At 64.9% G+C, this 14634-nt stretch carries 16 protein-coding genes; 11 read left to right on the forward strand and 5 right to left on the reverse strand.

Features of this window, described 5'->3' with window-relative positions; translation table 11 throughout:
- Window positions 1–77: 77 nt before the first annotated feature.
- From ACZ7GB_RS17880 to ACZ7GB_RS17905, 6 genes are all read left to right on the forward strand, one after another.
- Window positions 78–1901 (forward strand): TonB-dependent receptor plug domain-containing protein, encoded by a 1824-nt coding sequence (locus ACZ7GB_RS17880; protein ID WP_472159803.1) that lies wholly within the window; start codon window positions 78–80, stop codon window positions 1899–1901.
- A gap of 103 nt (window positions 1902–2004) precedes the next feature.
- Window positions 2005–2754: an ABC transporter substrate-binding protein gene (locus tag ACZ7GB_RS17885; protein ID WP_472159804.1), complete on the forward strand. Its 750-nt coding sequence runs from the start codon at window positions 2005–2007 to the stop codon at window positions 2752–2754.
- Window positions 2751–3734 carry a FecCD family ABC transporter permease gene (locus tag ACZ7GB_RS17890; protein WP_078605678.1) on the forward strand — a complete coding sequence of 328 codons (984 nt, stop codon included), beginning with the start codon at window positions 2751–2753 and terminating at the stop codon, window positions 3732–3734. The genes ACZ7GB_RS17885 and ACZ7GB_RS17890 overlap by 4 nt, the downstream gene beginning before the upstream one ends.
- On the forward strand, window positions 3734–4480 hold the full coding sequence (locus ACZ7GB_RS17895; protein ID WP_472159806.1) for an ABC transporter ATP-binding protein: 747 nt from the start codon (window positions 3734–3736) through the stop codon (window positions 4478–4480). Before ACZ7GB_RS17890 ends, ACZ7GB_RS17895 begins: the two co-directional genes overlap by 1 nt.
- Window positions 4480–5292: a cobalamin-binding protein gene (locus ACZ7GB_RS17900; RefSeq protein ID WP_472159807.1), complete on the forward strand. Its 813-nt coding sequence runs from the start codon at window positions 4480–4482 to the stop codon at window positions 5290–5292. Before ACZ7GB_RS17895 ends, ACZ7GB_RS17900 begins: the two co-directional genes overlap by 1 nt.
- A gap of 67 nt (window positions 5293–5359) precedes the next feature.
- A complete protein-coding gene (locus ACZ7GB_RS17905; RefSeq protein ID WP_472159809.1) occupies window positions 5360–6970 on the forward strand; it encodes an FMN-binding glutamate synthase family protein in 1611 nt (536 codons plus the stop codon).
- Window positions 6971–7248: 278 nt separating this feature from the next.
- On the opposite strand, the gene ACZ7GB_RS17910 is transcribed toward ACZ7GB_RS17905, so the two are convergent.
- Window positions 7249–8139, reverse strand: a complete 891-nt coding sequence (locus tag ACZ7GB_RS17910; protein ID WP_472159811.1) for a serine hydrolase domain-containing protein — start codon at window positions 8137–8139, stop codon at window positions 7249–7251.
- A 154-nt stretch (window positions 8140–8293) separates the two neighbouring features.
- Between ACZ7GB_RS17910 and ACZ7GB_RS17915 the strand changes: the two genes are divergently transcribed.
- From ACZ7GB_RS17915 to ACZ7GB_RS17930, 4 genes are all read left to right on the forward strand, one after another.
- On the forward strand, window positions 8294–8809 hold the full coding sequence (locus ACZ7GB_RS17915) for a YeeE/YedE thiosulfate transporter family protein (RefSeq protein ID WP_078540566.1): 516 nt from the start codon (window positions 8294–8296) through the stop codon (window positions 8807–8809).
- The gene (locus ACZ7GB_RS17920) at window positions 8806–9456 is read left to right on the forward strand and encodes a DUF6691 family protein (RefSeq protein ID WP_078540567.1); all 651 of its coding nucleotides are present in this window, start codon (window positions 8806–8808) and stop codon (window positions 9454–9456) included. The genes ACZ7GB_RS17915 and ACZ7GB_RS17920 overlap by 4 nt, the downstream gene beginning before the upstream one ends.
- Before the next feature lie 41 nt (window positions 9457–9497).
- Window positions 9498–10250, forward strand: coding sequence for a protein tyrosine phosphatase family protein (locus ACZ7GB_RS17925; protein ID WP_472159813.1), 753 nt, complete (start codon window positions 9498–9500; stop codon window positions 10248–10250).
- Window positions 10251–10319: 69 nt separating this feature from the next.
- Entirely contained in the window at window positions 10320–11111 is a 792-nt protein-coding gene (locus ACZ7GB_RS17930; RefSeq protein ID WP_472159814.1) for a DUF6969 family protein, read from the forward strand.
- Window positions 11112–11120: 9 nt separating this feature from the next.
- On the opposite strand, the gene ACZ7GB_RS17935 is transcribed toward ACZ7GB_RS17930, so the two are convergent.
- Both ACZ7GB_RS17935 and ACZ7GB_RS17940 read right to left on the reverse strand, forming a co-directional pair.
- Complete coding sequence (locus ACZ7GB_RS17935) at window positions 11121–11705, reverse strand: ImuA family protein (RefSeq protein ID WP_078549985.1); 585 nt, start codon at window positions 11703–11705, stop codon at window positions 11121–11123.
- A 110-nt stretch (window positions 11706–11815) separates the two neighbouring features.
- On the reverse strand, window positions 11816–12634 hold the full coding sequence (locus tag ACZ7GB_RS17940) for an alpha/beta fold hydrolase (RefSeq protein WP_472159816.1): 819 nt from the start codon (window positions 12632–12634) through the stop codon (window positions 11816–11818).
- A gap of 327 nt (window positions 12635–12961) precedes the next feature.
- Here ACZ7GB_RS17940 and ACZ7GB_RS17945 point away from each other — a divergent pair, with 327 nt between their 5' ends.
- A complete protein-coding gene (locus ACZ7GB_RS17945; protein ID WP_078520927.1) occupies window positions 12962–13168 on the forward strand; it encodes a cold-shock protein in 207 nt (68 codons plus the stop codon).
- Window positions 13169–13231: 63 nt separating this feature from the next.
- On the opposite strand, the gene ACZ7GB_RS17950 is transcribed toward ACZ7GB_RS17945, so the two are convergent.
- Both ACZ7GB_RS17950 and ACZ7GB_RS17955 read right to left on the reverse strand, forming a co-directional pair.
- Window positions 13232–13843: a thioredoxin family protein gene (locus ACZ7GB_RS17950; RefSeq protein ID WP_472159818.1), complete on the reverse strand. Its 612-nt coding sequence runs from the start codon at window positions 13841–13843 to the stop codon at window positions 13232–13234.
- Between the two features lie 280 nt (window positions 13844–14123).
- Window positions 14124–14459, reverse strand: coding sequence for a TM2 domain-containing protein (locus ACZ7GB_RS17955; RefSeq protein WP_078521050.1), 336 nt, complete (start codon window positions 14457–14459; stop codon window positions 14124–14126).
- Window positions 14460–14634 lie beyond the last annotated feature (175 nt).

A 14634-nucleotide genomic window follows, 5' to 3' on the forward strand; every position in this document is an offset into this window, starting at 1 on the left:
GCGGAAATTCCAAATTTCCAAAGACTTACGATACGAAGTTCACGCGACCGCAGAGTCGCGATACGAGGGAATTGGATATGATCCGCACCCGTTTGACCATGGGCCTGATGCTCACCACCGCGCTGGCAGCCCCTGCGCTTGCGCAAGACAGCCAACCTTACCAACTCGATGAGATCGTGATCTACCACGGTGCGCTCGAGCCGCAATCGTCGGACAAGACCGCGCAGGCGGTCACCGTGCTGTCGCGCAACGAGTTGGAGCGTTCGGGCCAGACCCGCCTTGCCAATCTGATCGCGCAATCGCCGGGCGTCGGCATCCTGTCGCGCGGGCCGATGGGCGCGCAGACCGGCTTCACCATCCGCGGCGTGTCGCAGAACTACGTGAAGGTTATGGTGGACGGGATCGACGTCTCCGATCCGTCCGCGCCGCAGGTGCTGCCCGATCTGGGCCGGTTCAACACGTTCAACTACGACCGGGTCGAGATCATGCGCGGCTCGCAATCGGCGGTCTATGGCGGGCAGGCGGTCGCCGGTGTCATCAACCTCGACACGCCGCGCCCGACCGAGGATGGCGTGACCCAGAGCGTAAAGCTCGAGCTCGGCTCCTACCACACCGCGAATGCGGCCTATAACTTCGGTTGGAAGAAGGGTGACGACGAGCTCGCGATCCAGCTGTCGAAAGTCTACACCGCTGGTTTCTCGGCGGCCGACAAGAAGAACGGCAATACCGAGAAAGACGGCTACCGCGCCGATCGCGTGAGCCTGCGCGCGCAGAAGCGCATCTCCGACAATCTGCTGATCGGCTTCAACGGCTTCGCGCAGAACGACCGGGGCGAGTTCGACAACGGCTTCAGCTCGCCGCCCACGGACAGCAACGAATACACCGTCCACAAGGAGCGGGGCGGGCGTCTCTTCGCGAAATTCACGACAGGTCCGCTCGATCACGAGCTCGGTCTGACCTATTACACGACCTCGCGCTGGTATCCGGTCTATGACTATGGCTACGAGGGCAAACGCCGCAAACTCGACTGGAAAGCTTCGACCGATCTCGGGCCGGGCCGCGTGACCTTCGGCGCGGATCGCACGCTGGAAACCTATACCGGCACCTATGTCACGGGCGATGTCCTGACCGCGGATACGGGCGTCTTCGGCGAATATGCCTTCTCGCCGATGGACGGGGTGAACGTGACCGCCTCGGCGCGCCATGACGATCACTCGGATTTCGGCGGCAACACCACGGGCCGTCTCGGCGTTACCTGGCAGGCCGATGCCGCGACCCTCTTGCGTGCCTCGGTGGGCAACGGGTTCCGCGCGCCGTCGGGCTACGAGCTCTATGACGGCTATGCGGGCAATCCCGATCTCAAGCCGGAGAAATCGCTGAGCTACGATCTGGGCGTCGAGCGTGATTTCAGTGCGCATAAGCTGACCGCGACGCTGTTCCATATCGAGGTGGACGACCTGATCGACTACAGCAACACGACCTACAGCTACTACCAGACCTCGGGCACCGCCAAGCGGCAGGGTCTGGAGCTGGGTCTGAAGGGGCCGATCTCCAACAACGTCAACTACAGCCTCGGCTATACCTATCTGGACTCGAAGAACCCGGATGGGCTGTCCGCAGGCTCGACGTGGAATTCGGCCTTCGGGCGCCATACGCTGACCGCCGGGATCGACGCGCAGGTGACCGACAAGCTGACGCTCGCCGCCGATATGCGCGTGGTCACCGATCGTCAGAGCCAGCCCGATTACGGCCTGCTGAACGCGCAGATGACCTACGATCTGGGCAATGACAAAGAGGCCTATCTGCGCATCGAGAACCTGACCGACACCGATTACCAGCTCTGGCCGGGCTACGGCACCTCGGGTCGCGCCGCCTATGTGGGGCTGCGTGCGCGGTTCTGATCTGAAAGGGGCGGTTTGCGCCGCCCTTTTCGCCGCCTTGGCGGCGACCTCCTCCGCATGGGCGGAGGAACCTGCGCGCGATTTGCCTGCACGGGTCGTGTCCATGAACCTCTGCACGGATCAGTTGGCGCTGTCGCTGGCCGATCCGTCGCAGATCGTCTCGGTCAGCCATTTCGCGACCGATCCGTCGATGTCTGTGCATTGGAAACAGGCTGAAGAACTGCCCGTAAACTACGGACGTGCCGAGGAAATCTCGTTTCTGCACCCCGATCTCGTTCTGGCCGATACGTGGTCGAACCCGGATACGATCCGCATGTTGCGCACGCTCGGGATCCGGGTCGAGCAACTGCCGCCCGGCACCTCGCTGCCCGAGATCCGAGGCCGGATCGAGACGATGGGCAAGCTGCTTGGCCATCCTGACCGCGCGGCGAAGATGCTCGCGGATTTCGATGCGCGGCTGGCGGCGATCAAGACGCCCGCGCCGGACCTGAAAGCTGCGATCATCGGGCCCTCGGGCTATGGCTACGGGCCGCGGACCCTTGAAGGGCAAATTCTTGAAATGGCAGGGTTTCAGAATGTCGTCAGCGGGCCGGGGCTGGACTGGGGCGGCCGGTTGCCGCTGGAAGATCTGGTGATGGATCACCCCGATCTGGTCGTCGTCGGCGGCTCGCAAGGCGGCACCGGCACGAGCCGCGCGCAGGAGGTGCTGGCGCACCCGGTGCTGCGCGATCTGCCGGTCGTGCGGGGCCTGCGCGATGCAAGCTGGACCTGTGGCGCGCCCGCGATGCTGAATGCGGTGGAGACGCTGGCAAAGCTCGGGCGTGAAATCGAGAAAGAGAAGTTGACGCAATGAGTTATCGCACGATCCTCATCCTTCTCTCCGTCCTCTGTGCGGTGCTGTTCGCAGCCTCGCTGTTGATCGGGCCGTCGGGGATTTCTCCGCTTCACGGCCTCTCTGCGCTGATCTCGGGCGATGGCGCGGCGGGCCTTGTGATGCGCGAGTTGCGCCTGCCGCGCGCGATCCTCGGGATCGGCGTCGGCGCCGCACTGGGGCTGTCGGGCGCGGCGATGCAAGGCTTCCTGCGTAACCCGCTGGCCGAGCCGGGGTTGATCGGCACCTCTGCGGGGGCGGCGCTTGGCGCGGTGATCGCGATCCAGACCGGGCTCTACGCGCTCTTCGCGCTCGCCTTGCCGCTGGCGGCGCTGGCGGGCGCGGGTGTGGCCGTCGCACTGATCCTGATCCTTGCGGGGCGTGAGGGCCGCGCGCTGGTGCTGATCCTTGCAGGCATCGCCGTCTCGGCGCTGGCGGCGGCGGCGACCGCGCTGGTGCTGAACCTTGCGCCGTCGCCCTATGCCGCGGCCGAGATCGTGTTCTGGATGATGGGCTCGCTTGCCGATCGTTCGATGACCCATGTCGCGCTGGCGCTGCCGTTCCTGATCGTCGGCGCGCTGATCCTGCTGCGCGCGGGCGCGGGGCTCGATGCGCTGAGCCTTGGGGAAGATGCTGCAGCTTCGATGGGTATCTCCTTGAAAAGGCTACGACTTCAGATCGTCTTCGGTACGGCGCTGATGGTCGGTGCGGCCACGGCTGTCGCGGGCGCGATTGGCTTCGTCGGCCTCGTCGTGCCGCATCTGTTGCGCAAATCCGTGGGCGCGCGGCCCTCGCGGCTGCTTCCGGCTTCGGCGCTTGGCGGGGCGGCGATGCTGACGCTGGCCGATATTGCGACGCGGGTGATCGCGCCCGAGCGTGACCTGAAGTTGGGCGTGCTGACCGCGCTGGTCGGCGCGCCGTTCTTCCTGTCGATGATCCGAAAAATGGGGCGCGAGGGCTGATGCTGGAGCTGGAAAACCTTACCGTTCTGCGTGGCGAATGTCCGGTGGTCGATCGCGTCTCGGCGCAGGTCGGGCCGGGCGAGGTGATCGGTCTGATCGGGCCCAATGGCGCGGGCAAGACCTCGCTGCTGCGCGGGGCGATAGGGCTCTTGGTGCATCGCGGGGACAGCTCACTTTCGGCGCTCGACCCGATGGCGCGGGCGCGGGCGGCGGCGTGGCTGCCGCAGGCGCGCGAGATCGCCTGGGGGCTGTCGGTCGCCGATCTGGTGGCGCTGGGGCGGCTGCCGCATGGCCGCGATCAGGCGACGCGCGGAGCGGCTGCGGTGGAGGAGGCGCTGCGCCGGATGGGGCTCGACAGTTACCGAGACCGTGCCGCCACGCAGCTCTCGGGCGGCGAGCAGGCGCGGGTGCTGATCGCGCGGGCGCTCGCGCAGGAAAGCCCGCTGATCCTCGCAGACGAGCCGATCGCAGGCCTCGATCCGGCGGCGCAGATTGCGACGATGCAGGTCTTCACCGCCCATGCGCAGGCGGGCGGGGCGGTGGTCACTTCGCTGCATGATCTTGGGCTGGCGGCGCGCCATTGCACCCGGCTCTGGGTGATGGATCGCGGGCGGCTGGTCGCGGACGGTGCACCCGGAGAGGTTCTGACCGAGACGCTTCTGGCCGAGGTCTTCCACATCCGCGCGCACTTCAAGATCACGCCGGAAGGCCCCGTTTTTCAACCGCTTTTCACCTTGGGGGTCTGATGGCATTTCCACCCGAGCGCATCGTCTGCCTGACCGAGGAGACGGTCGAGACGCTTTACCTTCTGGGTGAGGACGCGCGCATCGTCGGCGTCTCTGGCTACGCGGTGCGGCCCAAGCAGGTGCGTCAGGAAAAGCCGCGCGTCTCGGCCTTCATCTCCGCAGATCTGCCGAAGATCCTCGCGCTGAAGCCGGACCTCGTTCTGACCTTCTCCGACCTTCAGGCCGATATCGTCGCGGGGCTGGTGCGCGAGGGCGTCGCCGTGCACGCGTTCAACCAGCGCTCGGTCACGGGCATCCTCGACATGATCTGCACGGTGGGCGCGCTGGTGGGCTGCACCGAGCGGGCGGAACTGCTGGCTGCGGGCTACGAGGCGCGTCTGGCGGAAATCGCCGCCAAGCCGCGCCCCAACCGTCCGCGCGTCTGGTTTGAGGAATGGGACGAACCGCTGATCTCGGCGGTGGGCTGGGTGTCGGAGCTGATCGAGATCGCAGGGGGGCGCGATATCTTTGCCGATCTGGCGAAAGAGGGCAAAGCCAAGCATCGCATCGTCACTCCCGAACAAGTGATCAACGCCGCGCCCGAGGTCATCGTGGGGTCGTGGTGCGGCAAGAAGTTCCGGCCCGAGAAAGTTTCCGCAAGGCCAGGCTGGGAGGACGTTCCGGCTGTTGCGCGAAACCGGCTGCACGAGGTCAAATCCACCCTGATCCTGCAGCCCGGGCCTGCAGCGCTAACGGACGGGCTCGACGCGCTGGAGGCCGCGATCTGGTCCGATCCGGGCCCGATCCGGGGTTGCGGGCGTAATTGTTCTTAGACATAGAGCCCTCGCGCGCTAGAGTGTCCGCGCAGGAACAGAGGCTACTTACCCCGCGGGAGGGGGCATGTTCACGCGTTTTGTACGGTTTTCACCACTCGTCTTGTCAGCTCTGCTGACGCTCGCCGCAGTTTCCGGTTTGATCCTTACCGATTGGTTTCTGGTCGTCGCGATCCTTTTCGGTTTCCTGACACTGGTCGGGATCCACGATCTGATCCAGACCAAGCATGCGATCACCCGAAACTATCCGATCCTCGGCCATCTGCGGTTCTTCTTCGAGGAAATCCGCCCCGAGATCCGCCAATACCTGATCGAGGGGGACGACGAAGACATTCCGTTCTCCCGCGCGACCCGCACGATCGTCTATCAGCGCGCCAAGGATATCGAGGATGCCAAACCCTTCGGCACCCGTATCCGCGTCTCGGAATCCGGCTATCAGTGGATCACCCATTCGGTGAAGCCGCGCCATATCGAGGATAGCGATTTCCGCGTCGAGATCGGCGGGGAGGCGTGCAAGCAGCCCTACAAGGCGTCGATCTACAATATCTCGGCCATGTCCTTCGGGGCGCTGTCGGCCAATGCGATCATGGCGCTCAACAAGGGCGCGAAGATGGGCGGGTTCGCGCATGACACGGGCGAGGGCGGGATCTCGCGCTATCACCGTGAGGGCGGCGATCTGATCTACGAGGTCGGCTCGGGCTATTTCGGCTGCCGCAATCACGATGGCAGCTTCAACCCCGAGAAATTCGCCAAGCGCGCGCAGGACCCTCAGGTCAAGATGATCGAGCTGAAGCTGAGCCAGGGCGCGAAGCCGGGCCATGGCGGCATGCTGCCTGCGGCCAAGATCACCCCCGAGATCGCCGAGGCGCGCGACATCCCGATGGATCGCGACTGCATCTCGCCCGCCTCGCACTCGGCCTTCTCGACCCCGCTGGAGATGATGGAATTCATCGGCCAGCTGCGCGAGTTGTCGGGCGGCAAGCCGGTGGGCTTCAAGCTCTGCGTCGGTCACCGCCGCGAATTCATGTGCATCGTCAAGGCGATGCTGGAAACCGGCATCACCCCCGATTTCATCGTGGTCGATGGCAAGGAAGGCGGCACCGGGGCCGCACCTCTGGAATTCGCCAATCACATGGGCTTCCCGCTCGTGGAAGGCTTGAGCTTCGTGCACAACACGCTGCGCGGGGCGGGGCTGCGCGATCAAGTGAAGATCGGGGCCTCGGGCAAGGTCGTCACCGCCTTCCATATCGCCAAGGTTCTGGCGATCGGGGCGGATTGGGCGAACTCGGCGCGCGGCTTCATGTTCTCGATCGGCTGCATTCAGGCACAGTCGTGCCACACGAACAAATGCCCGACCGGTGTGACCACGCAGGACCCGATCCGTCAGCGCGCGCTGGTGGTGCCCGAAAAGTCGACCCGCGTGGCCAATTTCCACCGCAACACGATGAAGGCGCTGGCCGAGATGACGGGGGCTGCGGGCCTCACTCATCCGGGGCAGTTCCTGCCGCATCACCTGCTGGTGCGCGACCGCGAGCGCGATTTCAAAGTGGGCGACGAGATCTATCACTACATGCCCGAAGGGTTCCTCCTGCGTGAGGATGACGACCGCTTCGGCTATCTCAAGCGCTGGAAGCGCGCCCGCGCCGAGGCGTTTGAGCCCTTCGACAGCGGCGTGTGAGATCGGAATTCACGGTATCTTGGGAGAGGCGGCGACGGTGGTTGCCGCCTTTCTTTTTGGCGGCGTCTCTTGCTTGCGGTGAGGGGAGCGCCCGACGTTTCGGAACGCGTCTGAAACCGTGCCTTCGCCCGGGCGGCCAGCCCGGGCCGCGCCCGACCCTCCCCCCGGGAGGGCGCATCTGCACCGGCGCCGCGCGAACGCAGGTTCGGGAGAGGTGGATTGATAAACGGAAATCCGCCCAAGGAGCGCATGCGCCCACCCAGGGTCGGGCGCAGCCCTCACCGCCCCGCTACGAGCTTGGAGACGGTCTGTTCCGCCGGTCCCTCGAAGGGACCATGCGTGAAGGCGGCGGCGGTGCGGCCAGTCTCGGGGCAGTGATATATGGCGTTGGAGCTGAACGGCCCCGCGCCGGAATGGCCGAAGACGCGGGTACCCTCCCAGTCGCCGCACATCAGCCCCAGCCCGTACCCATGCCGCGTCCAGGGGCGGTCGGGCAGCGCGCCTCCCAATTCGCGGCAGGCGGTCATGCGGGCGAATGCGGCTTTGGGCAGCAGCCCGCCCAGCCCGTGCAATAGCCGCGCGGCATCGCCCGCCGTGCCGATCAGCGTGCGGTGATAGACCCAGCCGGGGTGGTAGTCGCGCGCCTCGGGCCAGTGAAGCCGGGTGAAATCGGCGGGCGTTTGGGCGAGCCGGACACTCTCCAGCCCCAGCGGCTCTGTGATCCGCTCCTGCACCAGTTCCGCGAGGCCCATCGCCGCCGCGCCTTCGATCACCTCGCGGGCGAGCATGTAGCCGAGGTTGGAATAGCGCCACCCTTCGCCGGGCGGAAATTGCGCGGGCTGCGCGAGCGTCCGGGCCACGAGCAGATCGCGTGGCCACGGCGTGCGCCCCGCTGCGACATCCGCGTGATAGGCGGGCAGGGTGCCGTAATCGGGCAGACCCGCGCTGTGATCGAGCAGATGGGCGAGCGTGCAGCCTTCGGGCAGCTCTGGCAGATCGAGCGGCGCGTCCAGATCGAGCCGCTTCTCAGACTCGAGCATCAGCGCCAGCGCCGCGATCACGGGCTTGGTGAAGCTCCAATAGGGAAAGAGCCGCGCCCCTGACTGGGCCGCTTGGCAGCGTTCGTCGCGGTCAATCGTCGCGGTGAAGGCGGCGGGGGATTGGGTCAAAGCTTTGTCTTTATATGATTTTTCAGATGGATCGGGCAGGGCGTTTCCCAATGATATGTCATTTGCCGCATCGCGGCGCTGAAAAAAGTTGAAACGGCTTTGGCGTTTTGTATCATCACTTATGAATATGATCATGGGAGGAAGGGAGGCTTTCATGAGAGACGCACCCAAAGCATTTTGGTCACCGCTCGCCGCCGGCACCGCGCTCGGCTTGGCGTTGCTGTTGACCTTCGTCGTGACCGGGCATGGGCTCGGCGCATCCGGCTTCGTGACCCGCTTCGCGGCACAGGCCAATGACTGGGTCGCCCCGCAGGCGACCGCCGACAATTCCTATTTCGGCCCCTTCATGGCGGCAGGTAGCCCGCTGCTGAGCTGGATCACCTGGGAAGTGGTCGGCGTCCTGATCGGCGCGTGGCTCGGCGCGAAAGGCGCGGGCCGGATTTCGGTCAAGGTCGAGCGCGGCCCGCGCACCACGAGCGGCAATCGCCTCGTCTACGCGCTGCTGGGCGGCGCGCTCGTCGGCTTCGGCGCGCGTCTGGCGCGCGGCTGCACCTCGGGTCTGGGCCTGTCGGGCAGCGCGACGCTCGCCGTGGCGGGCTTCGTCTTCCTGATCGGCTTCTTCGCGGCGGGCTTCGCCGTCTCGATGATGATGCGGAGGATCTGGCAATGAGCATCCCTCTTTACGATAGCGGCATAGCCTCGGGCCTCCTGTCGGGCATTCTGTTCGGCTACGCGCTGGAGGCGGCGGGCTTCGGCTCTCCGCGCAAGCTGACGGGGCAGTTCACCCTGCGCGACTTTTCGGTCTTCAAGGTGATGTTCACCGCCGTGATCGTCTGCGCTGTGGGCCTTTACGTGCTGCGGACGATGGGCTGGATGGGCCCCGCTGCGGTCTTCATCCCGACGCTCTTCTTCTGGGCGATCCTGCTGGGCGGCGTCTTCATCGGCGCGGGCTTTGCTGTGGGCGGCTATTGCCCGGGCACGTCGGTGGTCGGCGTGGCCTCGGGCCGGATCGACGCGGTGGTCTTCGCGATCGGCATGGTGCTCGGCACCTCGGTCTTCGCCTGGGTCTTCGACCCGATCAAGGATTTCTACCTCGCGGGTCAGGGGCCGACGGCACAGACCCTGCCGCAGCTCTTCGGGCTGCCGGAATGGGTGATCCTGCTGGCGCTGATCATCATCGCCGCCGTGGGCTTCCGCCTCGGCACGATCCTCGAGCGGTCGCGCGGCGGTCCGTTCACCGCCGAAGAAGTCTGCGCCCCGGATGACGAGGCCGACGAGTTCGCCCTCACGTCCGCATCGGCAGATGCGCGCGGGTAACGGTTTGTAATACGGACGAAATTCTAGGGAGGAAAAAGTCCATGAAACTGCATAAGAAACGCAAGAGCCTGCTGCGCGCCGCGATGGTGCCGGTGACTGCGGTCGCGATGAGCGCCGCCGTTCCCGCCACCTCCAGCGCGCAGGCGACCAACCCCTGCGCTCCGGCTGTGACGAACCCCTGTGCGCCGGCCAACCCCTGCGCACCGGCGGCCGCCAACCCTTGCGCACCGGCAGCGGCAAACCCCTGTGCGCCCTCGGCGGCCAACGCCGCGGATGCGGGCAGCGACGCGGCACCGATGGCCAGCGGGCCCTATGACACCACCGTCAAGGCAACCCAGGCGCCCTATGGCGACAAGATGCCCCCGATCGTCGACAACTACCTGCGCGCGACGCCCTATGTCGGCACCGGTGGCTTCATCGACCCGACGGGCATTCCGATGCTCAAGATGCTCGGCTTCAAGACCGTCGTGAGCCTGCTCAAGCCCGACGAAGGCGCGCCGAACGAGGGCGATCTCGTGCAGAAGGCCGGGATGAACTACATCCAGATCTCCGTGCCGACCAAGGCGCCGACCGAGGAACAGGTCGCCGAATTCGCGAAGATCGTCGAAGACCCGGCGAACTACCCGATCCTGCTGCATTGCGAGAGCTCGAACCGGGTGGGCGCGATGTGGGCGCTCTATCGCGCGTCGAAGGGCGTGCCGAACGAGATCGCCATCGAGGAAGGCCGTCAGGTCGGTCTGAAGACCTCGCGCGAACCGGCTGTGCGTGAAATGCTCGGCATGGAGCCGCTCTGAGCGCAGATGTCGCGATGACAAGGACGGGGTCAGCGCCTAGGCTGGCCCCGTTCGCATGAGGAGAGACCGATGACCCGACCCGAAACGCCCTCCGAGATGTCACCCGATAGCGCCAACCCGGCGACGCCCGCGCCCACGCTGCGCATCGCCAATCCCGGGATAGAGGGGCTGCCCCGCGCGCGCCTGGAAGAGATGCACGACGCGGCCGAGACCGTGCTCGAATGCGAGACGGTGCTGGCGAAGTCGGGGATGAGCGTGGTGTCGGAAGTGCTGCGCGGGCAGGGGGATTTCCTCGTCTGGTCGCGCTACCCGCAGGGCGATGTCTTCGATACCGAGACGCATTGCCACTATTTCTACCACGCCCATGACGCGCGCGAGATGGCTGAGGGCGAGAATGGGCATTTCCACCTGTTCATGCGCCCCGAAGGGATCATTCCGGGGCTGGAGCCGTGGGACCTGCCCGGTGCGAAGATCCCCGAGGATGCGGCTGCGCGCTTCGTCCATATCGGCGCGATCAGCGTGGATGCGAAGGGCCGGGCGATCCGCATTTTCACCACCAATCGCTGGGTGACGGATGAGTGCCTCTACCGCGCCGAGGACATGATCCGGCTGCTCGATCATTTCGCGATCGAGCTGGCGCATCCGAACTGGGCGGTGAACCTGTGGCTGAGTGGAATGGTCACGCTCTACCGTCCGCAATTCGCGGCCCTGCTGCGGGCCCGCGACGCGCAGATCGAGGCATGGCTGGCGGATCATCCGGACAGCGAGGTGCTGGAAGATCGCGGCTTGCAGAATATCAGCCAGTGGCCCGTCGATCCGGTCGCCCAGATCGGCGCGATCGAGGACAAGCTCGACCTCTGAGGCGCGGGGCTACACCGGCACGCTCGAGGGTGCGCAGTCATTGACCGAGAGGATCTCGGGCGCGCGGGTCTTCGCGTTCCACTCCACCTCCCAGGCGCGGCAGGGGCCGGATTTGTTCTTTAGCTGTCGCCAGCGCAGCCGGGGCGAGTCCACCCCCTCGCGCAGCAGCTTGTCGTAGACGGGCATCGCGTGCCAGCGCGTCTCCGCCGCGTTCGAGCCGCCATCGGGCAGGATCAAGCACAGCCCCGTGGCGCGGCCCTCCTTGGCGGCCAGTTGCAGCCGCCGCCCGGCCGTCAGCCCGATCTCGCGCGGCAACTCCCCGATCACCAGTGGCACCGAGCCGTCGCGCAACGCCTCTTCCATCACGGCGAGCGTGTCGGTCTGGTCCTTGCCGCGCGCCAGCAGAAGCCGCGCCGGGTCGAAGAAGCTCACCAGCCCGCGCGGGTTGAGCCCCTCGCGGCGATGGCGTTCGTTCACCCAGAGGATCGGCCCCGTGGTGCTGGCGCAGACCGCGCAGGCGAAGCTCGTGGTGCCGATGCCGCAAACCTCGTGGGTGCGGCCTTCGCGCAGGGGGAACGGGTGGGGCGTGGTCATCAGAGCGGTAGCGGGTCAGGATGAAACAAAACATGAACATTGTAGGCAAGAGAAACCCGGCCTGCAAGGGATCGCAGGCCGGGCAAACAGGATGCCAAAACGGCGCGGCGTTACCGCAGGAACTCCAGCAGCGCGATGTTGAACTCTTCCGAATGGGTCACGTTGCAGCCATGCGGCGCGCCCTTGATCGTGAAGAACTGGCTGTCGGGGATCGCGTGGTAGGTTCGCGCACCGGAGCCTTCGAGCGGCACGATCGCGTCGCTGTCGCCGTGGATCACCAGAACGGGCACGCGCACCGCTTTCAGATCCTCGCGGAAATCGGTGGTGCCGAATGCCTCCATGCAGCCAAGTGCTGCGCTCTGGTCGGACTGGTTGCACAGCGTCACCGCCTGTTCGCATTCCTCGGCAGAGGCTTTGAGATTTCCGTCGACGCTGTAGAAATTCTCGACGAATTGCGGGAAGAACGCCTCGCGCCCGTCGCGCAGGCCCTGTTCCATCTCGCCTGCGGCCTCCTTGGTCAGCGGGCCGTCGGGATTGTTCTCGCTCTGCATCAGGCAGGGCGTCACGGCGGAGGCGAAGACGGCGGCGCGCAGCCGGTCCTCGCCGTGGTTGCGGATGTAGCGCGCGACCTCGCCGCCACCCATCGAGAAGCCCACCAGCGTCACGTCGCGCAAATCCATCGCGGTAAGGATCGCATCGAGATCGGCGGCAAGCGTGTCGTAATCGAAGCCTTCGGTGGGTTTTTCCGCGAGACCGAAGCCGCGACGGTCATAGGTGATGACGCGGTGACCGGCACCGATCAGCGCCGGGACTTGTTTTTCCCACGCCTTGCCCGAGAGCGGCCAGCCGTGGATCAGGACCACGGGCCGACCCGAGCCGCCATGGTCGATTGCGTTGAGTTGGCCGGGGCCGAGCGGGGCTGCTGTCATGGGGGTCCTCCTGCGTCTTCAGCGTTTGAAGATCTCACCTGTTCACTGAAGTAACGCGGGCGGCACGGGCAAAGGTCCGAAATCTCATATATTTTTTGCATGTTTTCACGCCTCGGCGGGAGGGCGCCGAATTCCGTCGATCGTGGTGCCGTGCAACCCCCTCAGATGCTTTGATCATTGCAATTAGCGCCCGTTCGCCTTATGTATTCTCTCGCTACGTTTGATTCCCAGATGCACTGTCTCCTTACGGCTTCAGTTTGCTTTCAAGAACTGACTACGCCGAGCTGACGCATTTCGCAGGCAGCATAATTTAATAGGAGACTCACGATGGCCGAAGGCACCGTGAAATGGTTCAATAGCACCAAGGGTTATGGTTTCATCGCACCGAACGATGGCGGCAAAGACATCTTCCTTCACATCTCCGCCGTTGAGCGCGCTGGCATCCAGCGTCTCGATGACGGTCAGAAAGTGACCTACGATCTGGAAACCGGCCGTGACGGCCGCCAGTCGGCAGGTAACATCGCGCTCGCGTAAGCTGAGCCCGTGTGACGGTTTGAGACGGCCCGCGCAATCGCGCGGGCCGTTTTCATTTGGGCCTTACCAGACGTCCGGGTCGATGCCCTTCGCGCTGAGTTCCGAGAACTTGTCCTGCAAGAAACGCTGGAACGGCTGATCGGCGTAAGCGCCGCTCGCCACGTATTCGAGTCCCGACAGATGGTGGAAGGGTTTGAAATAGCCCGGCATTCTGAAGGCTTCCGCCTCGCGCACGGATTGTGCCCCTGCATTCGCGGCCGGGATCAGCACCTGTGTCGGCGTGAAATTCACCGCCCATTTCTGCGCCAGCGCGCGTTCCTCCAGCGCCTCGCCGTCGAAATCGGTGACTTCGCGCGCGCCCCAGAGATCGAGCTGCACGACCATGTAGCTCTTCTCGATCAGCCCGGTGATCTCGGGCCGCTCGAAATTCACCAGATGCATCTCGCGGCAATAGGGGCAGCCGCGCTGCTCGAAGAGCACCAGAAGCCCCTTGCCCTGATCGGCAGCTTCCTGAAGGTCCTCTCCCAGATCGAGAAAACCCTCGTGGAAGAAGGGCTGCTGATAGAGCCCGCCATCGCCCATCACCGCCTCGGCCTGCACGGGCCGGGCGCCTCCCAACGCGCCTCCCACTGTCATCGCCCCGACTGTCAGGGTCAACATCTCGCGTCTGTTCATCGCGTCGTCCTCCCTTGTGAGAGGTCGAGTATAGCACAGACCGGAAGAATTGGCGGGAATCGCGCGCTGAGGGCCGCGCCCGGCCTCGGGTGGGCGCTTCGCTCCGCATGTGACCGGGCCCTTTATCTCGCATGCCCGAATGTAGGTTGTGCCCGCGATGACGTCGCCAATGCGCCCTCCCGGGGCGCGGCCCGGGCTGGCCGCCCGGGCGGCTCGCAATCGCCTGACCCGCAAAAAAAGACCCCGCACTCGGCGGGGCCTTGGATTTCTTCGAATGCGTTCAGACAGTCGGAATGGCCGGAGCCATCGTGCCGCCGAGCTGCATGCGCATCTTTTCGCGCGACTGCGTGATGATCGAGGGGATTAGGAACGCATCGACAAGAACCCACACGCCTAGCGCGAGCAGGAGAAATATGCCGACATAGACGACGAGCGTTAGCCAGCCGAGAATGCACAGAATAAGCTGAGCGACCCCAGTTCCGGTCTTGCCAAGGTAGAAACGATGCGCGCCGAGCATTCCTAGGAAAAACCAGAGAAGATACGCGACGACGGGGGATTTCGCGTCATTCGCAATGCGTTGTTCAATAAGAATTTGTTGTTCAGTTGTCAGAGCCATGATGTCCTCAAAAATTGCCTCTAGAGGTTGAATCTCAAGGTTTCGTGAAGACTTCAGGGTGAAAGCAAGGCGAGAAAAAGATCTTAAGTATATTTTGGTCTGGGAAAAGTAGTCGCGCGGGTTCATTGCGCCTTGCAATGCTTGCCGAACGGACGGTTCGCCAAAACTTGTTCAC

The sequence above is a fragment of the Thioclava sp. PTB-PU3-1 genome, from assembly GCF_055666785.1.